General features: G+C 48.1%; 21 protein-coding genes. 8 read left to right on the top strand and 13 right to left on the bottom strand.

Annotation, left to right across the window (positions count from 1 at the left end):
- Nucleotides 1-33 precede the first annotated feature (33 nt).
- The gene (gap, locus tag F3J22_RS17165) at nt 34-1035 is read left to right on the top strand and encodes a type I glyceraldehyde-3-phosphate dehydrogenase (RefSeq protein ID WP_167019174.1); all 1002 of its coding nucleotides are present in this window, start codon (nt 34-36) and stop codon (nt 1033-1035) included.
- Between the two features lie 97 nt (nt 1036-1132).
- Here gap and F3J22_RS17160 read toward each other — a convergent pair whose 3' ends face one another.
- The 8 genes from F3J22_RS17160 to F3J22_RS17125 all read right to left on the bottom strand — a co-directional run bounded on the left by F3J22_RS17160 (nt 1133) and on the right by F3J22_RS17125 (nt 15423).
- Nucleotides 1133-2641, bottom strand: coding sequence for a sialate O-acetylesterase (locus F3J22_RS17160; protein WP_167019173.1), 1509 nt, complete (start codon nt 2639-2641; stop codon nt 1133-1135).
- A complete protein-coding gene (locus tag F3J22_RS17155; protein WP_167019172.1) occupies nt 2634-4517 on the bottom strand; it encodes a family 20 glycosylhydrolase in 1884 nt (627 codons plus the stop codon). The genes F3J22_RS17160 and F3J22_RS17155 overlap by 8 nt, the downstream gene beginning before the upstream one ends.
- Nucleotides 4514-5677: an exo-alpha-sialidase gene (locus F3J22_RS17150; protein WP_167019171.1), complete on the bottom strand. Its 1164-nt coding sequence runs from the start codon at nt 5675-5677 to the stop codon at nt 4514-4516. Before F3J22_RS17150 ends, F3J22_RS17155 begins: the two co-directional genes overlap by 4 nt.
- 8 nt (nt 5678-5685) lie before the next feature.
- Nucleotides 5686-6870 (bottom strand): AGE family epimerase/isomerase, encoded by a 1185-nt coding sequence (locus F3J22_RS17145; RefSeq protein ID WP_167019170.1) that lies wholly within the window; start codon nt 6868-6870, stop codon nt 5686-5688.
- Nucleotides 6871-6873: 3 nt separating this feature from the next.
- Complete coding sequence (locus F3J22_RS30865) at nt 6874-9516, bottom strand: sodium/solute symporter (protein WP_167019169.1); 2643 nt, start codon at nt 9514-9516, stop codon at nt 6874-6876.
- Nucleotides 9517-9537: 21 nt separating this feature from the next.
- Nucleotides 9538-10461 (bottom strand): dihydrodipicolinate synthase family protein, encoded by a 924-nt coding sequence (locus tag F3J22_RS17135; protein WP_167019168.1) that lies wholly within the window; start codon nt 10459-10461, stop codon nt 9538-9540.
- Nucleotides 10462-10558: 97 nt separating this feature from the next.
- Nucleotides 10559-12082, bottom strand: a complete 1524-nt coding sequence (gene nanU / locus F3J22_RS17130; protein WP_167019167.1) for a SusD family outer membrane lipoprotein NanU — start codon at nt 12080-12082, stop codon at nt 10559-10561.
- A 17-nt stretch (nt 12083-12099) separates the two neighbouring features.
- On the bottom strand, nt 12100-15423 hold the full coding sequence (locus F3J22_RS17125; RefSeq protein WP_167019166.1) for a TonB-dependent receptor: 3324 nt from the start codon (nt 15421-15423) through the stop codon (nt 12100-12102).
- 187 nt (nt 15424-15610) lie between these two features.
- Between F3J22_RS17125 and F3J22_RS17120 the strand changes: the two genes are divergently transcribed.
- The 3 genes from F3J22_RS17120 to F3J22_RS17110 all read left to right on the top strand — a co-directional run bounded on the left by F3J22_RS17120 (nt 15611) and on the right by F3J22_RS17110 (nt 17359).
- Nucleotides 15611-16318, top strand: coding sequence for a FadR/GntR family transcriptional regulator (locus tag F3J22_RS17120; RefSeq protein ID WP_167019165.1), 708 nt, complete (start codon nt 15611-15613; stop codon nt 16316-16318).
- A 64-nt stretch (nt 16319-16382) separates the two neighbouring features.
- Nucleotides 16383-16571 carry a hypothetical protein gene (locus F3J22_RS17115; protein WP_167019164.1) on the top strand — a complete coding sequence of 63 codons (189 nt, stop codon included), beginning with the start codon at nt 16383-16385 and terminating at the stop codon, nt 16569-16571.
- Between the two features lie 164 nt (nt 16572-16735).
- Nucleotides 16736-17359, top strand: coding sequence for a collagen-like protein (locus F3J22_RS17110; protein ID WP_167019163.1), 624 nt, complete (start codon nt 16736-16738; stop codon nt 17357-17359).
- A gap of 83 nt (nt 17360-17442) precedes the next feature.
- On the opposite strand, the gene F3J22_RS17105 is transcribed toward F3J22_RS17110, so the two are convergent.
- From F3J22_RS17105 to pdxY, 3 genes are read right to left on the bottom strand one after another with little or no spacing between them, the layout of a single operon-like run.
- Nucleotides 17443-18171, bottom strand: coding sequence for a YggS family pyridoxal phosphate-dependent enzyme (locus F3J22_RS17105; RefSeq protein WP_167019162.1), 729 nt, complete (start codon nt 18169-18171; stop codon nt 17443-17445).
- Nucleotides 18164-18697 (bottom strand): GNAT family N-acetyltransferase, encoded by a 534-nt coding sequence (locus F3J22_RS17100; protein WP_167019161.1) that lies wholly within the window; start codon nt 18695-18697, stop codon nt 18164-18166. Before F3J22_RS17100 ends, F3J22_RS17105 begins: the two co-directional genes overlap by 8 nt.
- A gap of 19 nt (nt 18698-18716) precedes the next feature.
- Nucleotides 18717-19556: a pyridoxal kinase gene (gene pdxY, locus F3J22_RS17095; protein WP_167019160.1), complete on the bottom strand. Its 840-nt coding sequence runs from the start codon at nt 19554-19556 to the stop codon at nt 18717-18719.
- Between the two features lie 136 nt (nt 19557-19692).
- Here pdxY and F3J22_RS17090 point away from each other — a divergent pair, with 136 nt between their 5' ends.
- Nucleotides 19693-21159, top strand: a complete 1467-nt coding sequence (locus F3J22_RS17090; protein ID WP_167019159.1) for a PLP-dependent aminotransferase family protein — start codon at nt 19693-19695, stop codon at nt 21157-21159.
- A gap of 66 nt (nt 21160-21225) precedes the next feature.
- On the opposite strand, the gene F3J22_RS17085 is transcribed toward F3J22_RS17090, so the two are convergent.
- The gene (locus tag F3J22_RS17085) at nt 21226-21417 is read right to left on the bottom strand and encodes a cold-shock protein (RefSeq protein ID WP_073086969.1); all 192 of its coding nucleotides are present in this window, start codon (nt 21415-21417) and stop codon (nt 21226-21228) included.
- A 248-nt stretch (nt 21418-21665) separates the two neighbouring features.
- On the opposite strand from F3J22_RS17085, the gene F3J22_RS17080 reads away from it, so the two are divergent.
- A complete protein-coding gene (locus F3J22_RS17080; RefSeq protein ID WP_167019158.1) occupies nt 21666-22955 on the top strand; it encodes an MFS transporter in 1290 nt (429 codons plus the stop codon).
- Here the strand turns inward: F3J22_RS17080 and rpiA are convergent.
- Nucleotides 22946-23626, bottom strand: a complete 681-nt coding sequence (gene rpiA / locus F3J22_RS17075; RefSeq protein ID WP_167019157.1) for a ribose-5-phosphate isomerase RpiA — start codon at nt 23624-23626, stop codon at nt 22946-22948. The genes F3J22_RS17080 and rpiA overlap by 10 nt on opposite strands.
- 78 nt (nt 23627-23704) lie before the next feature.
- On the opposite strand from rpiA, the gene F3J22_RS17070 reads away from it, so the two are divergent.
- Together F3J22_RS17070 and F3J22_RS17065 are read left to right on the top strand one after the other, a co-directional pair.
- A complete protein-coding gene (locus tag F3J22_RS17070; protein ID WP_167019156.1) occupies nt 23705-25324 on the top strand; it encodes a M28 family metallopeptidase in 1620 nt (539 codons plus the stop codon).
- Between the two features lie 29 nt (nt 25325-25353).
- Nucleotides 25354-26148 (top strand): zinc-dependent peptidase, encoded by a 795-nt coding sequence (locus F3J22_RS17065; protein ID WP_205195385.1) that lies wholly within the window; start codon nt 25354-25356, stop codon nt 26146-26148.
- The last annotated feature ends 91 nt before the right edge of the window (nt 26149-26239 follow it).

The following is a 26239-nucleotide window of genomic DNA, read 5'->3' as shown; positions in this document are numbered from 1 at the left end:
CCGGTAATTTTGCGGGCTACAACGAAATTTAAGATGAGAATAGCGATCAATGGCTTTGGACGTATCGGCAGGATGTCTTTACGTATGCTACTGGAGAAAACAGGTATTGAGGTTGTCGCCATCAATGACCTGGCTGATATCCCGACACTGGCGCACCTATATACGTACGACTCTGTACATGGCCCCTACCAGGGCACTGTGGAGGCTACCGCCGATTCGCTGGTTATTGACGGTAAGCCTATCCGTATCTTATCAGAACGCGATCCGCTGCAATTGCCGTGGGCTGCCATGCATATCGACCTGGTACTGGAATCCACCGGTAAATTTACCAGCAGGAAAGCAGCAGAACAACACCTCCAGGCCGGCGCAAAACAGGTGATCATATCAGCACCTCCGTCAGACAAAGATATACCTACGGTTGTATTAGGTGTAAATGACCACCTGGTGGACCTTACCGCACCTATTCTCTCCAACGCCTCCTGTACCACCAACAACGTGGCGCCAATGGTAAAAGTACTGGACGATAACTGGGGCATCCTCGATGGCTATATTACCACCGTACACTCCATGACCGGAGACCAGAACCTGCACGATGCACCACACAGAGACCTGCGCAGGGCACGTGCCGCTTCCGCCTCCATTATTCCCACCAGCACCGGTGCCGCCAAAGCGATCACCTCAATCTTCCCTCACCTGGAAGGCAGACTGGGTGGCGCAGGCATCCGTGTACCGGTTTTAAACGGCTCCCTGACAGATTTCACCTGCATCCTGAAAAAACAACCTTCCAGCGTTGCGGAAATCAATGCGAAGTTTAAAGAAGCTGCGGAAACAGCCATGAAAGGTGTGCTGAAATATACCGAAGCGCCGATCGTATCTATCGATGTGGTAGATAATCCTTATTCCTGCACCTTCGATGCCCTGCTGACTTCTATCGTGGGTGACCTCGTAAAAGTGGTAGGCTGGTACGATAATGAATTCGGCTACTCCAACCGTATTGCAGACCTGATTGTACGCATTGCAGCGTTGAAACAATAAAGTAATATTTGATTTTTATTTATATAGAACCAGCCAACCGATACCTTCCGTATCGGTTGGCTGGTTTTACGTTTCGCGCGGTGAGACTATCGTGTTATTACGGTATTGTAAGTTTCATCGTTGATGCAGGCAGGCCTGCGGCGTTTACGAGGTTAGCATCTGTATACGGCTGCCAGCCATAGTAAACTGTTTCTGGCTTACGAAGTGCTTTGATATGTACCGTATTACCATTAATAACCGCGGGTACCTCCACGCCTGCTTCGAGTGAAAACCCTCTCAGCGCCTGTTTATCTGCGGTGTATAATCTGCCGTCAAATTCAATAACTACCTCATCATCCCTGTAACTCACTTTTAATGGCAACGGACCTGTGGCCACATGTTTATCTGCGTAACTATTATGCAGGGCCACCAGCGCCAATCGCTCTCCTACCGTACGTTTTTCTTTAGGGTGAATATTGGTACGATGCCCTACATCACTGGTAACAGCCATACCGCTATATGGTATACTTCCGGCCATACGGCGCTGTGCATCACGGAAACCAGGCCAGTTTTCAGACTTATAACCTTTTTCTGTACTGATACTTGAAATCTGACAGAAATAGAAAGGTAGTGTGGTATCCTGCCATTGTTTTCGCCAGTCGGCCACCATCAATGGAAATAACACGCTATGCTGCTCCACACGTTCCGCACTCAGGGCGTTGCTTTCACCCTGGTACCAGATAACCCCTTTTATTTGCAGCTGCAAAAACGGCATCACGCCTGCTTCATAGAGGAAGCCGGGCTGAAAAGGATGCCGGTAGCCCAGTTCATTGGCTGGTGGCTGTACACCCTTTGCCAGCAGTGAATCCAGGTTTTCGTGGCCGCGCTGAATACACCAGGGCTCCAAGGCAGCATTCTGCCACCAGTTACCTTCAAACACTGACTGTACTTGCTCTACAGCGCGTCCTGCGGCAGGCCTGATCCAGGCTTCACACGGACTACCACCTACCGCCACGTTAATGAGTCCTATCGGCACACCCGTGGTAGCAGCTATCTTCCTGCCGAAATAATAACCTACAGCGGAGAAAGGCCGTGCTGCCGCAGCATCGGCTCTTTTCCAGCTGCCACTGAAATATTTTTCCGGATGTAACTGCACGGTGTCCCTGATCGTATAGGGTACCGCGTAGGTACTAGTAGCCTTGTTTTCCTGTAAGAGCCGCAGATGAGGTATAGCTGCTGCCGCCAAGGTTTCTTTTGCATGAAGATCGTCTGCCAATGGAAATTCCATATTAGATTGTCCGGCACATAACCAGACATCTCCCACCAGCAAATCTGTTAAAGTAATCGTATCCCGTTTATCCGTGACCGTTAACACATCAGGTTTTGCTGCTGCCGCAAATGCAGGAAATATCAGTAACCAGGAGCTATCCTGCTGTACGACCGTCGTTGCATGCTGGTGTTTAAACAAGCCACTAATCTGCGTACCCGGCAATCCTTTACCATAAACATGCAAAGGTTTATTTCGCTGCAACACCATATGGTCTCCAAACACCGGCGCCACCTTCAATTGCGCAGCAACCGCCATAGTGGATACTATCCCGGCAATCAGTAAAATGTATCTAATCATTGTTCACTATTTTTGTTAATGGCAGAAAAGTAAACATCCATTTCACCGGATTATTCCAGTCGGCACTGGTAAAAGCCTGCACGGGAGCAGTTATCTTCACTGTATTCATTCCTTTTTTGAAATAGATATTCGTTGGAGCGCGGTATTCATAACCTTCATCTGCCAGTGGTTCTTCGGAGTTCCCTTTACGGCCGGCATACTGCCACCGGGGCGGTGCAATAACGCGGCCATTGACGGTTACGCTGCTCCCTTTGTTGTCCCAGGTGCCGGCAGCAGGTGTATTACTGGCCGTGGAACGGGAAAGGTTATAAAACCCTATCCAAACCGGCACAATGGTATCTTTTGAAAAATACAGTTTCGTAGTGGCGTATACGGTAGTACTGTCATGCGGATCAGGCAATACCCCCTGCACCAATGGCGCCCAGAAATGCCGCAGCACCACTGTACCGCCAATCGCTTTCGCCGTATCACCAGCTGATGTTGTAATATCCCACTGCATATCACTTTGCCGGCTATACGGAAAAGGTATCTTTTTAAAATACCGTTGCTGGTGTTTCAATAATCTTACTTCAAACTCTTTGAAACCGGCGAGATCCTTCCTCTCAATATTTGTGCGCCAACCTGGCTCTCCTCCGCCTCGCCAGCTACGTTCTGCAAAAGCCATCATAGCAGGATATACGGGATTCATGCGCAGCAGATCAGCTTCTGCGGCCACCCTACGATCGTTCCATAAACAGAGCACAGCCCCCAAACGGTTATTATTACCCTTTACGGTATCGCATATACGACGTTGCCAGATGGTCATCACACTCTCCAGCGGATCCATATGATTGAGGTAGAGATGTCTTGAATCCAGGTAGCGGACATCCCGTTTCACGGCACCATCACGCATCCATAGCTGATGAATGGTAGTAGCAGGGATATTTCCACCAGGGTCCCAGCCCAGTGTTGTAACGCCTTTGGATTCAATATAGCAGATCATCTCCGGTAAAAAATCCTTCTTAATAATCTTTACCTCATCGCCACCAACATGCAGATATTGCACTTTAAAAGTATCCAGGAAGATGCCTACCACCTGCTTTAACAATAACATTCCGCTATCGCTTTGCATATCTACTCCCATCGCACGTTTGAAGGCTGCACTATGACCCGGCATGTCTATCTCCGGCACAAAAAGAATATGCCTCGCAGCGCAATACTGCATCAGCTCACGTATATCGTCATTGGTATAATATTTCCCCTTGTCACGGATCATTGTACTATCAGCCGTGAGTTGCGGAAAACCCGGTACCTCCCAGCGCCATGCGATATCTTCTGTAAAATGAAATTGAAAAACATTCAGCTTATAGTGTGCCATCATGTCAATCTGTTGCTTCAGCAACGGCACGCTTTGGTAATTTCTGCCTACATCCACCATATAACCACGCCAGGAAAAAGCAGGCCTGTCCTCCATGGAGCATAGTGGTAGCCTGTTTCCGACAGCCAGTTGTTGTAATGTTTGGATACCATAAAATATCCCGGTGGCGGTTCCGGCACGAAGCCTGATCTCCGAGGCTAAAATTTCCAGACCATAGGATTCACCGTCATTTACATCAGCGGTGTGTTGCAGTATAATACCAGCTCCCTTTGGATAGGCATCCGGCGTCAGCTCCTGCAAATCTGTTTTTATTTTATGCTGCTGTAGCCAGGACTGCAACAGCAGCGCTTCTTCCTTAAAAGCAGTTGAATAATAGATTTTCCGGAACTGCTTCATATCTGTAACCGGAGCACCTAACGTATATTCATATCCAACAGGAAAAGGTATGACTGCCGGCGGTGTTTGCGCCCGCAACCCATTGGCTAAACAAAACAGCAGCAGACAGATTAGTTTTCTCATGGTTTGATCTTGTAAGCGTCAAACACTATTTCTGTGTAACCATTCTTTTCGTACAATATTCCCAGCTGCTTATTTTTTAGCAATACCAGGTCGGAGTAGGCCGTAAAATCCCCTTTGGTATTATCCGTAGCTGCCACAGGTATCGTCACCGGCCAGGCGCCTGCATTTTCATTACTGATACGAATGGTAAGATGATTACGTTGCATAGTATCAGCGCAATTGGAAAAAGCGAGTATGGCTGCATTCTTTTTCCAGCCTATATTTAACAGGCTTCCTTCACATACAGGGTCCGGCAAACGCTCATCGAATGTAGTGGAAGCCCAGGTGGCGCCACCATCATTACTGAGCGCCACGATACGCATCTTTTTATCACCGCGCTGGTTGCGTGTATTAAACATCAGGCGGCCATCAGCGAGTTCCGCAGCGGTAGATTCGTTGGAGCCAGGCACAGGAATATTATCCGACAAATGAAAGGTTTTGCCATGGTCATCTGTATAATACCCATGGGCGATATAATCGGTAAAATGTGGCTGTGGTGCACCGGCACTATGGTTGGCAGCAATGTATATACGTCCGCGGTATTTACCGCGACTAAACTGTAATCCATGGCCAGGCGTGTTGGCATAACTGCGCCAGTCTTCCGGGAAATTGTAGGCAGCATTCACCTGTGGTTGCAACGGGCGATGTACCTGTGTAGTGATGTTTACGGGAGATGACCATGTTTTGCCCGCATCTGTGCTGGTGATATACCAGACTTCACGGAGCCCTTTCCCTTTACGTACTTCGCCTTCGTGGTTATTACCTGTATTGTAGAACAGGAATAGCCTGCCCTTTGGGTACTGTGGATCTGTAAGGTCCATTACCGGCGCAGCGTTACCCGCCTGTAAGGTATCGTTATCTACCACTACCTGTAGCGGCGACCAGCTCTTTCCGTTATCGGTACTGGTTTTCATCACGATATTGATATCACCGAAATCGCCGGCATTATGTACACGACCTTCTGCAAATGCCAGTAGTTTACCATCCGGCAATCCAACAATCACGGGTATACGAAAATTCTTATACCCTTCTGTACCGCTACGATAAACGGTTACCGGCTGTGCATTGCAGATATACGCAACGCATAGCAGCAATAATGTCAATAAGTTGTTCCTGTTCATGCTATTCATTATTTGCTAAAATGTTCCTGTAATAGTTGCCAGCAGTACCATTCCTGGCGCGGCAGATGAAAAGGCCCCTTGTACAGATTCCCTTTCAACCGCACCGACACACGGCCATCGCGGTGAAGGTAACCATACCATTCTCCGTTTTCCCGATCATGAAAATTCGTATAGGCATAATCGTGAATTTTTGCGTGCCAGTCTGCGTATTTTTCATTTCCTGTCATGGTGAAAGCCAGCAGTGTTGCAATGATGGTTTCGTTCTGCGGCCACCAGAATTTCATATCCTGCCAGTATTCCTGTACCGGTTTATTATTAAGATCTCTAAAATAAAGTATTCCGCCGTATTCCTGATCCCATCCTCTTTCCCACATATAATCCAGCATACGGCATCCCAGCTTTATCAGTGCAGGATCGTTGTTCCTGTATTTTGCCTCATGCAATATAAACCAGGCGCCTTCTATGGCATGACCGGGATTGAGCGTACGACCATCGAAATGATCGATAATACTGCCATCCGGTGCTACCTGTTCCATTACACAACGGATATCGTCTTTAACAAAATCGCTTTCTATTTCCGCGATCCATTTGCTGATATACTCATCGCAACGGGGATCACCAATGGTTTCACGTACCTGCTGGGCTGTATTGATCATAATCATCGGCACACCGATACCTTTTGCCGGTCGCACGTCTGTATACTTAGGCGTCAGCAGACCCGGTACAGTTGCGTAATCAATTATCTTCCCAAATAATTCCCTGGCTTTATCCGCAATAGTTGTATCACCACTGGCTTTAGCATAGGCCCCCATGGCGATTACCGCAAAGGTTTCAGAGAAAAAATAACGGCGCTTACGGATAGGACGGCCATCACGTGTAACGTGAAAGAACATACGGCCATCGGCATCAAAGCAATGCTGCAACAGGAAATCGATACCTGTTTTAGCACCTTCCAGCCATTCCTGCCTTGGTTCTACGGTATTGTACAAAGTAGCCAGCAACCATGCTGCACGTCCCTGTATCCATACGGCTTTATCATCATCCAGCAACTCACCGTTCTCATCACGCATCAGCAGATATCCGCCATATTCTTCATCGATAGAGCGCGGAAACCAAAATGGCACCGTGTCTTCGAGTAATTGCTTTTTATAGTAGTCACTGAGTTCAGACAATGATTCTTTTGTATAACTCATATTTTATTTTTTGTAGATGGTTAACCCCGGCGGCACTGCTACTGCCGGTATGAAATAACTCGCTGCAAGGCCTGTGATCACACAGGCTGTCAGTCCTGTAAATGCATACATCAGCAGATGTATATGGGTGTATTGCAGCAACAGTACCTGTATGCCGGCGCTTACCGCAAAACCTGCCACCGCAGCCTTGCCGGCAACTCTTTTGGTAAAAATGCCGAGGATGAAAAGTCCGCCTACAGAGCCGGTAAACAATCCCATGATCAGGTTGAACTGGTCCCAGAGGGAAGTAGCGCCCCAGTTGGCCATCAGCCAGGCGACCAGTGTACCGAACAAGCCCACCACCAGCGTCACCACTCTTGCCATCCGTAGATAATATTTATCTGCTTTTCCCGGCAGCTGACGCCGGAAGAAATCATTGACTACTACAGTAGCCACACCATTTACGGATCCGTTCAAACTGCCCATGGCAGCGGCGAAGATGGCAGTAATCACTAACCCGGCAATGCCTTTGGGTAACTGTGTCACGATGTACCAGGGGAAAATTGTGTCCTGGTTATCCAGTGCAATATTTACTTCCTGTGGATGATCTCTGTAAAAAAGAAATAACAGGGTACCTATGGCAAAAAATATGATCGTACTTGGTAAGGTAAGCCAGGCGCCCAGGCGCAGACTTTTCACCGCTTCCTTTTCATCAGTGGTAGTCAGGTAACGTTGTACCACCGTCTGATCACAGCCATACTGGATAAGGTTCAGGGCAAAACCACCTATCACCACCACCCAGAACGTACTGCTGGTAAAACTGAAATGCAGGTCAAAAACTTTTAGTTTATTGTACTGGTGTAAGATGTCCATGCTCTGCGATACGGTATGGTTGAGGTAGAGCGGAATCAATACCAGCGCGAGTATGGCGCCGGTGAGTAAAATGATTACCTGCACCACTTCTGTCCATATGACGGCTTCAATTCCGCCCAGCACAGTATAAAACAGGCTCACCACGCCCATCACGATGATACTTGTTCGTACATCTATGCCCGTTACAACGGAAAGGGCTATACTGGGCAGTAGGATAACAATGCCCATACGCCCCAGTTGCAACAGGATATACATCATGGCAGCGATGGCCCGCACCGGGTAACTGAAGCGCTTTTCCAGGTATTCGTAGGAAGAAGTTACCCCCAGTTTCCGGTAGAACGGAATGAAATACCTGACTACAAAAGGCATGACCATGATGATGGTCATCAGCAGGAAGAAGTAGGTCCAGTCGGTGGCATATGTTTTTGCAGGAATGCCGATAAAGGTGATGGCGCTGAGTTTGGCACCGAAGATACTTAGTCCGGTGGCCCATCCCGGGATTTTCTGCCCGCCTTTAAAGTAGTCGGTGGTGCTGTGTTGCTTCATGCTGGTATAGATGCCGATGCCCAGCATTAGCAGGAAATAACCTGCCAGCAGCATATAATCCCACTTAGAAAAATACGCCGGTTTACTCACGACGCCCCTCATGATGGCGGTAGTCCTGGTACCCGGTTTTATTTCCCCTCCGGAGATAATCAGTTCGTCGTTCCATTTAACGGCAGTAGTGGTCACTTGTGCCGGGAAAGGCAATTCACTGAGTTTGGTCCAGGTATCGGTGGCGGTATTGTATAGCAACAGGTTGCGGTTAAAACCGGGATGCGTGCGGATCAGCGCGAGTTTCTCCTGTTGCAGTCTACCCGCTTCAGAACCGCCTTTTTTGATCGCAGCATTGTAGGTTTCTATCTGATGGAATAATTTACCATCATCTCCCCCTAACAACAAAATATAGGTAGCGCCATAAGGCAATGCTGTTCCGGCGCTCCAGTGCTGCGTTTGTGCCCCATCACCAATCTGTGCTGCCGCTTCCCATTTGTTGGTGGCAGGAACCATTTTCCAGACGTTCCCGCTTAAATCGCTGATGCCTGTTGCGGTAGCACGGCGGCCACCAATGGCATACAGCGTTGGTACTTCACCGTTAGACTGTGTTACCAGTTGCAGATGCGAAACAGGCTTTGGCAGTGGTACTGCCGCTTTCCAGCCGGAGCCGGGAGCGTCCATGTTCAGCGTGTATACGTTGGCGGTAACACCGCCGGCAGTTTCGCCACCGGCAAGATATACAGTACGCCCGATGAGCGTTGCACCTGCATTCGCAACACCTTCCGGTAAGGAAGGCAGCTGACGCGAAATTATTTTTTGTTTTGTGGTATTCCAGGTAAGCAGAAAAACCTGTTTGCTATATCCTTCAGCGGTTTCACCACCCATGCACAGCAGTCCTTCCGGAAGCGCTACTGTAGCCCCATAGGCTGTTGCCTGCGGCAGATGGTAACTAGTATCCGGCAGCCACTGGAAATCATTGTTATCACGACGTAGCAGGTACACCTGGTGATGATATACTTTCTTACCACCTTCCCAGGGCATCGCCTCCGGGAAATTGGCGCCGCCAGCCACCAGCAATACATTGCCGGTGACGCCGGCGAAAGCGCCCGCCACGCCTGGCTGCACATGCATACCTTCCGCAGGAGGCAGCTGCGCAGCAACAGACCAGCTGATATGATTGGCCTTGTCCTGCGCATTGGATGAAAGGTCGGTTAACATAGCCCCTAACACAAATATGAGTTTCAGAATTTTTTTCACATCGGTGAGTTTAGTCTGTCGTTATCTCCGACTGCAAAATTCCTTGAAGCCCAGCGACAGTACTTCTGTCCGGAAAACCTCCATTTGCGCGTCGTTCATGTTTCTTACCGGCAGCCTGAAGCCACCGCAATCTATTCCTACCATTTTCATATAGGCCTTACCGGTAGCGATGCCGCCGTATTTGCCCAGGAGGCGGATCATATCGATCGACTGCTGCTGCAATGCCCTGGCCTGTGTAAGATCACCCTGCTGAAAAGCGTTCATCAGCCAGTAGTATAACGGTGCCGCATAGTTGAAGGTGCTGCCCACGGCCGCTTTCGCGCCTACCGCCAATGCGGCCAGCATGTTTTCATCGCGGCCCCAGAGCATATCAAATTTATTGTGCTGGTAGCTGATGCACGACTGATAATCCATAAAATCTTCGTGCGTATATTTTACGCCTGCAAAGTTAAGGATCCTGCCATCAACGGCCTTCAGCAGGTCTATCATGGCATACCCTACGCCTGTCAGCACGGGGATATGGTAGTAATAAAAGGGCATATCCGGCACCACGGCAGCCACATCCGCACAGCACTCCGCCAGTGCTTCCACGCTTGCAGGCTTAAAATAAAAAGGGGATGTCAGCGATACGGCATATAGTCCTTCTTCCTTCGCGTGCAGCGCCTGGTCTTTACAATCTGCCAGCGACGTACCTCCCAGCAATGTCATCACTTTAAAATCAGGGTCCTCCCTGGTGGCTTTAGCCCAGGCCGTCACCACCTGCATTTTCTCTTTTGAAGTGGTAGACACCCCCTCACCGGTAGAACCGTTGATAAACGCGCCGGTAACGCCGTTGCGCTTCAGGAACGCATAGTATTCCGGAACCAGCGCCAGGTTGAGGCTTCCGTCCTTTTGCATGGGTGTAAATGGTGCTGCGATGAGTCTGCTCAAATGCTGTATCGTCATATATAAAAATTAAAATTGCTTCACAAAAACCGGGGGCTGTGTACCAGGGGTACAGCTGATTATACGTTTGACTTTATAAATCGCCCCCGGCAGCTCATTAATACTGGGCATAGCCCTGGTTCTGCACGAGGCTGCGGTTATTGGTTAAAGAGTTTCTGTCGATAGGCCATAACAGCTTATATGCCTCGGCAGCTTGCAGGGAGGTATGCTCATACACATAGTTATCGCCCATTCTGCGGAGATCGTACCAGCGCTTGCCTTCGAAAATAAATTCGAGCAGCCTTTCCTGCAGGATCGCCTCTTTTGCATTGGCATCTACCGCCTGATTAGGCCAGGCTACTGCTGTGCTGTAATTGGCGCCAAATGCACGTTTGCGAACGGCATTAATTTCAGCAGAAAAATCTTCTCCTAAAATATTCTTTGCTTCTGCCAGCATCAGGAGTAAATCAGCATAGCGGTATACAGGAAAATCATTTGTATAAGCGCGGGAGCCGGCATTTTGTTCGCCTGCGTATTTTTTCACGAAGGCGCCGGTAATCGTATACTGCGCGCCGGATTTCGTATAGGCGGGCTGGATAGTAGCCCATTTACGGGTATCCTTGTCGTTGTATTGCCTGAAAGTAGCGACACGCACCGGTGCCCGCAGGAGGCCGCCCCAGTTGTCGGTGGTAACATCAAACTGGCGGTTGCTCAGCGAGTCATAGAAATTGGCTATCAGGCCGGACTGTGGCACGAAGGAACTCGCAACAAAGCCCATCGTAGCCTCGTTCAGCTTGTACCTGATCGCGAAGATGATCTCCTTATTACCTTTGTTGGTACTGGAAAAAACATCTGAAAAATTATCCACTAACCCCAACGCAGGTACGTTGCTCTGGATATCTGTCAGCGCTGATTTAGCGATGGTAGCATCCCCCGCGCCTCCGCCACGATAGCTGGTCCAGAGGTATACATCTGCTTTCAGCATCAGGGTGGCTGCTTTAGACCAGAACCCTTTCTGATTGCGGAAAGTATAGTCAGCACTGAAATTATTGGCAGAACTATCGATATCAGCTTTGATGAGCTTCATCACATCATCCGCACTGCTGGCGGCTTTGGCGAGGTTGCCGATATCAACGCTGGTACTTGGTGTTGTTTGAATTATGACATTTCCCCAGGAACGCAGCAGCTGAAAATAGTAAAAGGCCCGCATACCATAAGCCTCTCCGAGGTAATAGTTTTTATTGGCTGCCGTCAGGATATTACTGGAAGAAGCCTTATTGATCAGGAGGTTCAGCTGATTGATATTAAAATAGAAGCTGCCGAAATTGCTCACACCAGGATTGTCGAGGTCCATAGTTTGCAGCCACATCCGTTCTGCTCCCTGGGAGGCTTCTCCCGTAAATGATGGCCCCAGCGGCGTTTCCGTACCGAAGATATCGGAACGCATTTCGCCAAGTGCCTGGAAGTTACTGGTATTATTACGGAAAGCACTGTGTACACCGGTTACAAAAGCATCGAACTGGTCAGGAGTTTTCCAGTAGCTGTCGTTACTGAGGGAGCTGACAGGCGTAAGGTCCAGCTTGCCGGAGCAGGCCTGCATCAGCAGTGCAGCACCCAATATGAAGAGGATATTTTTTTTCATCGTGAATCTTTTTAAAGTTAGAAGGAAACCTGTGCGCCGAGTACGTATGTTCTTGGTGTAGGATAGGTACCGGCATAGATACCGCTGATATTACCGTTACCGTCTATCGGCGCTTCTGGAGAAGGCCCGCTGAACTTCGTTATATAAAAGAGATTATTACCACTGACATAGACTCTTACATTTGAAAATGCGTGTGTGCGTTGGAGTAAGGCTTTAGGCAGATTATAGGATAATGTAATCTCTCTGCAGGCCAGGTAATCACCTTTTTCGTAAAAGCGCGAGTTGTTGCCGTTCAGCACCTGGCTGGCATTGTTGGCACGTGTATAATTCTGTTTGGAACCAGCCACCTGATCGGCAAAGTATACTTTTGGTATATCCGTTACCGTATTGGTGGGTGACCATGCCTGTTTCTGTAACTCAATGTAGTTAAAGGTTCCCTGGTAGTTGCCCAGTGTTCTTGCTACGAGATCATTGTAAATCGTATGACCTGTAGCAAATTCAAAACGTGTATACAGGGAGATGCCTTTATAGGAGAGATTGGCATTAAAGCCTCCTGTCCATTTAGGGAAGATATTACCCAGATATACCTGATCTCTTGAATCGATGGTATCGTTGCGGTCTTTGTCGAGCCAGTTGACATCGCCGGGTGTAATGCGGCCATTGGCACCTGCTGCGCGGTTAGGACCGGTGATCTTGGCCACTGCATCATAGCGGTTGCCTGCAATATCACTTACTTCCTTATCATCTTTGAAAATAGATACCTGTTTGTACCCATAGATATCTCCCAGCGTCTGTCCTTCCTGTAATCCGCCTACCCATACGAGTTTTCCGCTGGCATCATCATACACCTGGAACCCGCCCTGGCGGTTGTTTTCATTACCATTGTACGGTAGCTGCAGGATTTTATTCTTCACAAAAGAAGCATTGGCACCTACGCTCAGACGTACGCCTGATTTAGATTGCAGCACAGTAGCATTCACTTCAAACTCATAACCTTTGTTCTGGAAAGTACCCAGGTTGGTTTTGATATTATCGAAGCCTACATAACTTGGCAATGCGAGGTTGGTAAGGAGGTCGCTGGTTTTACGGTTATAGTAGTCAAACAGTAAGGTAATACGGTTGTCGAGGAAACCCAGGTCTACACCGAAGTCGGTGGTTTTACTCTTTTCCCAGCGCAGGTCTGGATTAGGCATGGCTGTATTGAGGAAGCCTGCGTTGCCGTTGTAGTTTGTTTGCAGACTGTACACGCCTTGTACATCGTAGCGGCCGAGTCCTGCCACGTTACCGTTGACACCGTAGCTGGCACGGGGTTTCAGGGTGCTGACAATTTTATCTATCCCTAAGTGATTAAAGAATTTTTCGCGGTGCATATTCCAACCAACAGACATTCCCGGGAAGAAGCCGGAGCGGTTACTTTTGGCCAGACTGGATACTGCATCCTGGCGAAACACAGCCGTCAGGAGGTAGCGCTGGTCGTAGTTGTAGGCGAGTCTGCCAAAGCTGGAGATGATGCGATATTCCGATTGAGTGGTGTAGTTGTTATTTAAATTCGTTGAAGAAGTAGTTGGATTAAACGTCGTAGAGGCGTTAGCGGTAGGAATATCATCTGTTGGTGCATTCAGGCCATCCACCTGGAGTCCGAGGGATTTAATACCGTAATACTCTGCACCCACCATAAGGGAGATGTCGTGTTTATCGGCAAATGTTTTTGAATAGTTGAGTATACCGTTATACTGTTGTTGGAAATCGCGTGCAAATCCTGTTACAGACTCTCTTTGTGTATTGCTGTATGATGGCGGGTTTGCGAAGATGTTGGCATATGTTTGCGTAGCCTGCTGGAACGACTGGTTAAGTCTTTCGAACAGGTACATATTGGCTGTTCCGCGGAAGTACAGGTCTTTCAGGATATCCCATTTCACAAAAGCATTTGCAGAGATACGGTTTGCCTCTGCGCTACGTTTATTTTTCTGGAGCCAGTAGAGCGGGTTTCCGTCTGCAGTGCCATTACCGGGATTAGGTTTGGTATGGGCAGAGTCCAGCCAAGGATTGAAGGTAGGCCAGATAGCCAGGCTACGGTAGAGAGAATTCACTTCACCTGCCAGCACGCCCAGCTGGGCAGCGGTAGACATACTTACGCCCGTACCCACTTCCACGTTGGATTTCACTTTATAGGAGCCATTCACATCGCCGGAAAAGCGTTTGTAGCTGGAGCCTACGATAACGCCATCTTCATTGTAATAATCGAAGCTGGCGAAATATTTTCCTTTGTCGTTGCCACCGGTAACATTGATATAATGGTCCTGTGTATAGGTATTGCGGAAAACGAGGTTTTCCACTTCGCCGCCATGATCTTTGAAGATGATGGTGCCGCCGTACGGATCACCCACGGTGTCCCATCCTTTTGTCAGGAGATCAGCCGTACTGCTGTTATAGGAGCGGATATCGAAGGTGGCCAGGTCGGCAGGATTGGTAGAAAGTCCCAAACCCCTGGAGGTGTTCACCTGGCTGAGAGTGCGGCCTGCATTGAGGTAGCCGAGGCGGGTATAGTAGATGAAGTCTTTCGCATTCATGTACTTATAGCCTTCACGGGCTTTGTTGTAGCCGCCGGTAAATTTATAGGAAACCTGTGCCACACCGGCTTTCCCCTGTTTGGTAGTAATGAGGATTACACCATTGTTGGCGCGGGCGCCGTAAATGGCAGTAGCGGCAGCATCTTTCAGTAATTCCACAGAGGCGATATCTTCCGAAGGCACATCTGCAAAAGATCTTACCACACCATCTACCAGCACCAACGGTGCACCCGGACTATTAATAGACGCACCGCCTCTGAGGATGATCACCGGCGTAGCCCCAGGCTGACCGGTGGCGTTTACCACCTGGAGGCCGGAAACAGTACCCTGTAAGGCACTTCCTACGTTGGCGCGTGGTGCGTTGGCCAATACTTCCTTATCCAGCTTGGCTACAGAGGTGGTCACACTGCGGCGGGATTGTGTACCGTAGCCTACCACTACTACTTCATTCATTTTCTGGACATCAGATTCCAGGCGGGCGTTGATCTCTGACTTTTCGCCTACTACTATTTCCTGCGGGAGATAGCCGGTATAGCGGATGATGATGATTTCTCCCGGATTTACCTGGAGTACGTAAGATCCGTCTGGTTGTACCTGTGTTCCTCTGTTAGTCCCTTTTACGCTGACGGTGGCGCCTATGAGTGGCGACTGGTCTTCGCGGGCGGTGATGTGGCCCGTTATTTTCCTCGATTGAGCCGAGGTGGTAGCGGCATAGCACAGGCCTAGCATAAGGAGCAGGCCTGCTCTCTGGTTGATAAAAAAGCGTTTCATAACGAACTTTTAGACTTTGGAAAAAGTATTATGTCATACATAATGCAGATTAAAAGTAGGAAACAATTTTTAATAACCAACTTTTTTTTGCCTTTTGAATTAAAAAAATCCTTTTAAATTTGATGATTATTATATGAAACCCAGCTGAACCCGGGCTTTATGTAGCTGAAAATAAGTACGACATAATATGAGCGCGTTAGAGGTAAAACAGAGCTTACAAACGATCGACACCAGTTCCCTAGTAGACAAAGTTGAGCGCAAGCTCATTGAACTGCTGATCAGCAAAGACTTTAAAGTGGGAGATTCTATCCCCAAAGAACTGGAGCTCTCCGACGCATTGGGCGTCAGCAGAACCGTAGTCAGGGAAGCACTGACCCGGCTCAAAACACTTGGACTGATAGAAACCAAAAAGAAAAGAGGCGCCGTACTGGTAAACCCTGACCTCACCGGACTACTGGAAAAAAGCCTGTACCCGGAAATCATGGATCCCAACACCCTCCGTGAGATTTTTGAAATGCGGCTGGCACTGGAAATAGGGATGGCCGACTTTATCATGGAAAGAGTAACGCCAAAGGATATAGCAGAACTGAAAGCGATTGTGGAAGATGAACCTACCCAGGCCGATCAGCATCTTTTCCAGGTAGAACAGGAAATCCGCTTTCACGGAAAACTCTATGAGATCAGCGGCAACCAGGTACTGAAACGCTTTCAGCAAATGCTATTGCCGGTGTTTGACTACGTTCACCGCAGCGGGTTACTGAAAAAAATGCCTAAGACAAAGAAGTTCGTCTCCCATAAAGGCATTGTAGAAATTATTGAAAATGGCTCTGCTGAAATGCTCCGCAACGCTATGCGCAATCACCTCGAAAATCATTTTGCAAGAATTTTTGAATAAGGAAAGCTATTAACAGATACTACCCTCTCGCTGCTACCACCGATCATATGGGGCACGCCATCACGTGCAAATAAATTACCGCTGGAAAAATGTGACAGCAGGCTTCAATATGCCCGTGGCTGCGATGTTGCGCGGAAAAACAACCATCATGCTCTTTCCCACCACCGCATTTGCAACGCTCCGGTTAAAAAATACCAACAACAAGGATTTTCAGGTAGATGATCAGTATTTTCTGATGAGTGTAGAACATTGATATTATAGCCTGGGCAGGCTACACTATGGCAGGAATCCATCTTTCAGCGTATTACGGCCACTTATACAAAATGTAAATCCATTTACCAGTTTATAACTAAAAAGCATATACGCTGTCATAAATTTGGTAACTGAGATTTATGGATTACCCCTAATTTATACGTCATGAAAAAACACCATTTAAACCTGTTTTTCTGTCTGTTGGTTAGCACCATCTTATTTTCCTGTGCCAAGAAAGGAGATACCGGCCCGGCCGGAGCTACAGGCCCACAGGGCACTACAGGACCACAAGGGCCACAAGGTGTGGCTGGCAATGCCAATGTAGTCGTAGATACGTTTACGTTAAAAAACAGCGATTACGTCAACGATACCTACTGGTTCCCTATCAGCAGCAGTTCTGCTGAAGGATGGAGCGCAAAATCCTATACCAGGAGTAATAACAAAGTAACCGATGCCATCCTGAAAAATGGAATGGTACTGGTGTATATCAGGATTATCAATTCGCTGACCAACGAATGGACTTCACTGCCACTCACGTTTTTGGAGAACAACAGCCGCAATTATTCCTTCAACTATGCGGTAGGTACAGCTTTAAATAAAGTGAAGCTCTACTATTATTTTGTGCAGACAGGTTCCGTGGCGCCACCAAACATTTATAATGCAACGGTAACGGATATGCAGGTGAAGATCCTCATCGTTTCAGGAACTGTAGCGTCCAATGCGCGACAGTCGTCCGTTGACCTCAGCAATTACCAGGCAGTGGCTGCATGGCTAAACCTAAAAGACTGAAACCCTATCTTTATACACTAATAACGAGGGCCGTCTCTAGAAATAGAGACAGCCCTTTCCTGTATAGCTATTAAATATTTTATCTACGCATTTTCATTCCAGTAAAAGCTGTCCGGCGTAGGACGCTTGCCAAAGATAGCCGTACCCACACGCACTATCGTTGCACCTTCTTCAATAGCAATATCCATATCGCCACTCATACCCATAGACAACTCCTTCATTTCCACCCCAGGAATAGCCGCAGCAGCGATTTCTCCCTGTACTGTCCGTAACAGCTGAAAACATTTTCTTACCTGCACCGCATCTGCACTCAGCAAACCAATCGTCATCAAACCTTTGATACGTAAGGTAGAAAATGCAGCCACAGCTTTCGCCAGCGCAAGTGCCTGATCAGGGTGTACACCGAATTTACTTTCCTCTCCGGAAGTATTGACCTGCAACAGCACATCCAGGTGGCGGCCTTCGGTACTGAGCCGCTGGTGCAGCTTCTCTGCCAGCTCAATACGATCCAGCGACTGCACACATTGTACTTCATATTTCAGGATATCCTTTACTTTATTGGTTTGCAGATGTCCAATGAAATGATTTTCATGCGGCACGTCTTTCAACGCTTCGTATTTCTCTTTTAACTCCTGCACTTTATTTTCTGCAATCAGTGTTTGTCCTGCTTCCAGCGCCAGTTTAATACGTTCCGGCGCTACTGTTTTAGTGGCCAGCAGCAGCCGTACACTGTCTTTACTCCGGTTGCCGGCAATGCATGCCTTTTCAATACGTTCCAGTATTTCCTGGATATGCAGCGCTACATCATTCATGCTTCCAGTCAGTTTTATTGATGGTATATATAAAATTAAATTTGGGTGCTTCGCCGTAATAATTGATCATCTCTTCTCCTGTTTTCACAGCACCTACGCGACCAATCGCAATCTGGGAGCGGGTATTGGTAGCCCCTACCTGGAAAATCACTTTGTCCACATACTGAAAAATATAATCCAGCATTAATTTCTTCACAGACATATTCAGTCCTTTCCCCCAGAACTCACGTGCATAAAAGGTATAACCGATCATGATGCTGTTATCTGTCGGGTTGTAATCATAAAACCTGGTACTGCCGGCTACTTTTCCGCTTTGCTTATCGATGATTTTAAAAGCGCCCTTGCTGGCCATAGCGCCTTCAAAGTAGGTACGAAACACCTCTTCTTTGTAGCGGTCTTTATTAGGATGCTGCTCCCATACCAGCGGGTCAGCAGCGGCGGCATATACTTCGTCAAAATCCTTTTCCTGTAAGGGTTTTAGCATAGCCTTGTCATTTTCCAATACGGGTTGAATATTAAATGCCATATAGGTAGATTTATATTTTTTATGCTTCCAGCAGATGTCTGAATTTGAGTAAAGATTTAGCATTGATTTCACTGAACCTGCTGTCTTTTACATAGTCCATGGCACTGCTGATCAGGTCCATGGTAATGCTGATGGCGGTTTCCAGCTCCCTGCCCATATTCAGCTGAGCGGCGATGGTGGCGGCAAAAAGATCACCGGTACCAACGATATCAGCTTCCACTTTCTTACTACGAAAACGCTTTACTGTATTATCTTTCAATAATATCACCTCTACCTGATCTGTCGGTGCATCCTGCATTTCGGCGCTGGTCATCACTACGGCCCTGGTACTTAACAAAGGGTGTGCGGCTACGGCTTCCTGTAATGCTTCGATGGTGCGTACCTCACGTTGAAGGATATACTCCAGTTCAAAATGGTTAGGGGTCACAACATCACTCAGTGGCAGCAATGCGGAAACAGAAAGGTCTGCCACAGCTGCAGGAACATATAAGCCATCAGTGCGCATGTCGCCAAATACAGGATCATAAAGGAATACAAAACGCGTATCTTCCTGCTTCAGCGCCGCGATAAAGGCCGCAGACAAGGCTACCAGCGATTCTGTAGCGATATAGCCTGTTAAGAGGTAATCCGTATCTGCCAGGATATCTATCTCCTTAATTCCCCTTAGCAGCTTTTCGAACAGCTCCGGGCTGATAGATTCTCCATAAAACGCTTTATGACCGGTATGTGCGGACAATAATACCGTTGGCAGCATAACCGGATCAAAACCATGCAGCTGAATAGCCAGCATGGCGGCGTTGTTGCCTACATAACCGGTAGATACAAGACTCTGGATCGTTAGTATATTATTTGCGGGCATCTCTTTAATAAAATTTCTTCCGAAAATAGATAACAGCAAAATGGGATTACCTGTTGTTAAACTGCTATCGCTGCAACAAAAGTATTTTGAAAATGGATTATTTTTGTAGTCCAATTTCAACAAATCAGATAGGCCAATGTCTGCAAGAATTTTCAGCGCCATTCAACTGGACCATCATGCTGAAAGGGCGGTATACCTTCAGCTGGCGGATGCCATACTGGAATTTATCAGGTCCGGGCACCTCCGCACCGGCGAAAAGCTCCCCAGCAGCAGGGAACTGGCGTCCCTGTGCCGTATCAACCGTATTACGGCTTCTAAAGCCTTTGAAGAGCTGGTATTACAAGGGTGGCTGACCAGCCACGTCGGGAAAGGGACCTTTGTAAGTGCCGCCGTGCCGGAGCTTCAGCCCAACCAACTTGGCACTCCACCGGTAAAAACAGTTCCTGCCAAAGCCGGCTTCGACATATACAATATGGATTATCTGGGTCCATTGCCCGTAACAGCATCCGCAGCACTACACCTGGACGATGGCCTCCCCGACCCGCGACTGGCGCCACTCAAAGAGCTATACCGCTCCTATCGCAGCCAGCTTACCCGCAGTGGTTTGTACTCTAAATTCGGCGCCTACGGCAATCCCGATGGTTCGGACTACTACAAAAAGTCAATATCGGCCTACCTGAATGAAACCCGCGGACTGAAAACTACCGCCGCCAATATCTTGTCGGTGCGTGGTACCGTGATGGGCACCAACCTGGTTTGCAATGGACTGATAAAACCCGGCGATGTAGTAGTATCGGGCATTCCGGGCTGGGGAAGGTCGGAACGGAATTTCCTCCATGCAGGCGCTAAACATATTGGCATCCCCATGGATGAACATGGGATTGTAGTAGATGAACTGAAAAAAATCTGTCGCCGCAGAAAGGTAAGAATGGTGTATGTAACGCCACACCACCACTATCCTACTACGGTATCGCTGCGCCTCGACAGGCGGCTCGAGTTGTTAAGACTCTCCAATGAATATGGCTTTATCATATTTGAAGATGATTACGATTATGACTTCCACTACCGGCAAAGGCCGTTGCTGCCGCTGGCCAGCGCCGATGAAAATGGTATGGTTATCTATTGCGGATCATTCAGCAAAAGCCTGTCTCCTGCTTTCCGCCTGGGGTACCTGGTGGCAGCAGAAAATGTGGTAAAACACCTGAGCAGGGTACGGGTGCTGCTCGACAGGCAGGGCGATCATATCCTGGAAAATGCCATGGCTGATCTGCTGACGGATGGCACCATCCAGCGCTACCTACGTAAAACGCTGGGTATCTATAAAGACCGCAGGGATTATTTCTGTGCGCTGATGCACCAGGAGCTAAAAGATGCCGTGAAATTCACGGTACCGGAAGGCGGCATGACGGTATGGACGGAGTTCAGCAGGCATATCCGCCTCGAAAAACTGGCCAGGGAAGCGTATAAAAGGGGACTATACCTGTCAGACGGACAGATACATGTGTACCCGGAATATGATGCAAACGGCGTAAGGCTGGGGTTTGCCTCCTCTTCGATGGAAGATTTGCAGCAAGGGGTAAGTATTTTGAAGCAGCTGATATAGGTAGATAAAAAAAGCGTGTACTGTAGAACAGTACACGCTTGTAACAAAACTTATATCTTAAGATAATTAAGCCAGTCTTACGTTAACAGCATTAGGGCCTTTTCTGCCTTCTTCCACGTCGAATACTACGCGGTCGTTTTCGCCAATGCTTTCTTTAATACCAGATACGTGAACAAAGATTTCTTGGTTAGTACCTTCGATTTTAATAAAACCAAAACCTTTAGTTTCATTAAAAAATTTTACAACACCTGTTTGCATTTATTTAATTTTTAATAGTGAACGCATTCTTGCCATGTTAATCAGCCGGCTCGCTGAGCAACTAGAAGAAAAAAGTAAGAAAGCTGAAGGTAAGTGAAGATTACTAACAGAATTGAAATACATGATTCTTTAAGAAGCCGTACGAAGATAGGGCATATTAAAATACCATCCTAATTTTTTTCACTTAGTTTCTTCAATATCAAATAACTACTGATTTTTCGGGTATAAAATATATTTTCGTAGTATATATGAAGCATCCTGATTCCTGGCGAATTAAAGCCATACTTACGGGTTCTGCGGGAAATATGGTGGAATGGTATGACTGGTACATCTATTCAACTTTTTCATTATATTTTGCACCTGTTTTTTTCCCTAAAGGCAACTATACTGCCCAGCTATTAAATACGGCTGCCATTTTCGCCGTTGGTTTCCTGATGCGGCCCATCGGCGGCTGGATGTTTGGCCGTATTGCAGACAGGCAGGGCCGTAAAACAGCCATGACCTTATCGGTACTGCTGATGTCGCTGGGCTCGGTATTAATAGCCATCACTCCTTCCTATAGGGCTATAGGTGTGGCAGCACCGGTATTACTCACGCTGGCAAGGCTTTTACAGGGCCTCAGCGTAGGCGGCGAATACGGCACATCTGCCACTTACCTGAGTGAAGTAGCCACCCCTGATTTCAGGGGATTTTATTCCAGCTTCCAGTACGTCACCCTCATCGGTGGCCAGTTGCTGGCATTGGGCGTACAGCTGGTACTTCAAAAACTTTTCCTGACGCCGGAACAGCTGCACAGCTGGGGCTGGCGCATCCCTTTCTGGATAGGCGCCCTGCTGGCATTCTCTGTACTGTACCTCCGCAGAAACATGCAGGAATCTACTGCCTTTGAAAAGGAAAAAGCCAGCGAAAAAGAGAAAGGAAGTCTGAAAATCCTCTTCCGGGAGCACCCCAAAGCGGTATTAACGGTGGTAGGCCTCACCATGGGCGGTACGCTGGCATTTTATACCTATACCACCTACATGCAGAAATTCCTGGTAAATACCGTTAAAATGAGTATTGAAAGTGCCACAACGCTCACCTTCTTCCTGATGCTCATTTATGCCTGTTTACAGCCCCTTGTAGGCTGGTTGTCTGACCGTATTGGCAGGAAGCCGATCCTGATAAGTTTTGGGGTGCTGGGCACCTTACTGACCGTTCCTATCCTGACGGCTATCAGCAAGGCAGACTCTTCCTGGACAGCCTTCTGGCTGATCCTGGCGGCACTGGTAATTGTGAGTGGCTATACCGCTATCAATGCGGTGGTAAAAGCAGAATTATTCCCTGCGGAGATCAGGGCACTGGGTGTTGGGTTTCCTTATGCGCTCACCGTGGCATTATTCGGCGGCACCGCCGAACCGATTGCGCTCTTCTTTAAACAACAGGGACATGAATCCGGCTATTACTGGTATGTGACCGTATGCATATTCATCTCCCTGCTGGTATATGTTACATCAAAAGACACTAAAAAACATTCCCTGCTCGATAAGGATCAGCGATGATAGATCTGTACTTCGCCCTTGTCATTACCGACGATCAGCGTAGTGGCAAGGCCGATAAACAACCCGTTTTCTACTACACCCGGAATACCGTTCAGCTGTGCATGTAAGGTTTCCGGGTCGGGGATCTCTTCAAAATAACAATCCGCAATATAATTGCCGTTATCGGTAATGAAGACTTTGTCCGACTTATGCCTGATAACCGGCGCACCACCCAGCTCTTTCAGCTTGTGCATGGTCAGTTCATGTGCAAAAGGGATGATTTCTACCGGCAGCGGGAACTTACCAAGTGTATTTACCAGTTTGGCTTCATCTGCGATAACGATCATCTGGTCAGATGCTGCTGCGATAATTTTTTCGCGAAGCAAAGCACCACCGCCACCTTTGATCAGGCGAAGCGATGCATCTGATTCATCGGCCCCGTCAATATCGATATCGATCTGCTGTACCTCGCTGAAAGGGACCATAGGAATACCCTGTTCCCTGGCCAGCTTGTCCGACTCCTCGGAGGTAGCTACTGCATTAATGATCAGCCCTTCATTTCTGACCATTTCGCCGAGGCGTATGATGGCATAATAGGCGGTACTGCCTGTACCCAGTCCCACTGTCATACCGGTTCTTACCAGTTTGGCGGCCTCTTCTGCCGCAGCTTTTTTAGCGATGTTTATCTGCATAATAACAAAGATAAGGGTTCATATGAATTTGGAAATCTAACCGAACTCCACTAATTTTTCCTTTTAAATAATTTTGCTTTGAGAAAACTAACACTACTATTACTGGCTGCCAGCCTTGGCCAGATTACTGTACATGCACAGGAAAATCCCGCTGCCGCCGCCATCAATGAAGCAGGTTTTACCAAACATATCAGCAAGCTCGCTTCTGATGCCTTCGAGGGCCGGAAACCCTTTACCCGCGGAGAAGACAGCGCCATTCAATATATAGCCGCCCAATTCAAAGCCCTGGGCCTTAAACCAGGCAATGGCAACAGCTATTTTCAGGATGTACCCATGGTCAACATCTTCTCAAAACCTGCCGGTAATCTTGTTATAAAAGGTAAAAATGACAGCATCACCCTTCAATACCTGGACGACTACGTAGCCGCTACCCGTCGTGTACAGGACCAGGTGAAACTGCAAAATTCGGACCTGGTATTTGCCGGTTACGGTATCGTAGCACCGGAATACCACTGGAATGACTATGCCGGACTCGATGTGAAAGGTAAAACCGTGGTGGTACTCATCAACGACCCCGGCTTCGCAGACAGCACCCTCTTCAAAGGCCATATCATGACCTACTACGGCCGCTGGACGTATAAGTTTGAAGAGGCTTCCAGGCAAGGCGCTGCCGGCGTGATTATCATCCACGAAACAGCTGCTGCCAGCTACCCATGGAAAGTAGTACGCAGCGGATGGTCCAATTCAAAACTACACCTCCAGACCGCCGACAATAATATGTCGCGCACCATCATGGAAGGCTGGATATCACAGGAATCGGCAAAGAAAATGTTTGCACTGGCAGGCATCTCCCCCGATATCATGGAGCAGGCCAGGAAGAAAGGATTTAAACCGGTTGATCTTCACCTGAAAACATCCCTGGTCATCAACAATACTATTAAAAAATCTACCTCACATAATGTACTGGCCATTCTGCCAGGCTCAAAACGGCCGCAGGAATGTGTCGTATATTCGGCCCACTGGGACCACTTCGGCATCGGTGAAACGGTTAAAGGTGATTCCATTTACAACGGCGCAGTAGACAACGCCAGCGGCACCGCCGGACTGCTCGAACTGGCTACTGCATTTGCACAGGTAAAACCTGTACCGGAAAGGTCTGTCCTGTTTCTGGCAGTTACCGGAGAAGAGCAGGGACTGCTCGGCTCAGAATACTACGCCAGTCATCCCGTATTTCCCATGAATAAAACCGTCGCCGATATCAACCTGGATGTACTGAACTTCTTCGGTAAAACAAAAAATATCACGGTTATCGGCCTGGGACAATCTGAGCTCGATGAATATGCACAGCGCGCCGCCGCTAAACAAGGCCGCGTGATCACACCGGAAGACCATCCGGAAGGTGGCTGGTTTTTCCGCTCCGACCATTTCAACTTTGCGAAAAAAGGAGTACCAGGCCTCTATATCGGCCCTGGCACAGATGCCATTGGACAAGCACCAGGCTGGGCAAAAGAGCAGATCGCCACGTATAACCGTGAACGTTACCACTCACCAAAAGACGAATTCGATCCTGCCACCTGGAAACTCGATGGCATGGTTCAGGATATCCGCCTGCTGTTTGACGTAGGACTGACACTCAGCAATGAAAGTACTTTCCCTAAATGGAAGACTACTTCTGAGTTTAAATCGCTCAGAAAATAAATAGAACGTAAAATTGGGATAAGATGGTTTTGTTTGGATTAATTATGATGGGGCTGATACTCATCGGCTATATTTACAACATCTTCTCACGTAGAAGAACGTTACACGCCGCAGTTCCCGACACTTACCGGTCGCTGCTGCAGGACAATGTACGCTACTATCAGCAACTGGACGACGCAGATAAGGTACGCTTTGAGGAAAAGGTAACCAAATTCCTGAAACGCACGACCATCGAAGGAGTGCATACGACCGTAGAACCGCTGGACCGCGTGCTGGTAGCCGCCAGCGCCATCATCCCGATCTTCGGGTTTAAAGACTGGGAATATTTCAATCTTACCAATGTGATCCTCTACCCGGATACCTTTGATGAGAGCTATCAATACGAAGGTAACCGCAGGAATATCCTCGGTATGGTAGGCAGCGGCCCACTCAACGGCCAGATGGCCCTGTCGAAAAATGCATTGCGGGAAGGCTTCTCCAACACCACCGACAAAAGTAATACCGCCATCCATGAATTCGTACACCTGCTCGATAAGTCTGACGGCTATGTAGATGGATTGCCACGCAACCTCATTGAACACAGCTACAGCATTCCATGGATGAAACTGGTGCATCAGACGATACAGCAAATGATGTCCGGGCATACCGACATCAATCCTTATGGCGCTACCAATGAAGGAGAATTCTTTGCCGTTATCTCTGAATACTTCTTCGAACGCCCGGATTTACTGGCGGAAAAGCACCCGGAATTGTACGCCATGCTGTGTAAGATTTTCCAGCAGAATCCTGCTGCCAATCATCAGCATCCGGAAACTGCGTTTTAATTTTTTCCGGGGGGCTGGGGAATTTTCAGCGCGCTGAAAATCCCCCGAAATCAAGAAGGGCTGCCGTTGGCAGCCCTTCTTGATTTCGGGG

This window comes from Chitinophaga sp. Cy-1792, from assembly GCF_011752935.1.
Taxonomy (GTDB): Bacteria; Bacteroidota; Bacteroidia; order Chitinophagales; family Chitinophagaceae; genus Chitinophaga.
Note: the sequence above shows the minus strand (reverse complement) of the source record. Positions and strands in the feature narration are given on the sequence as shown.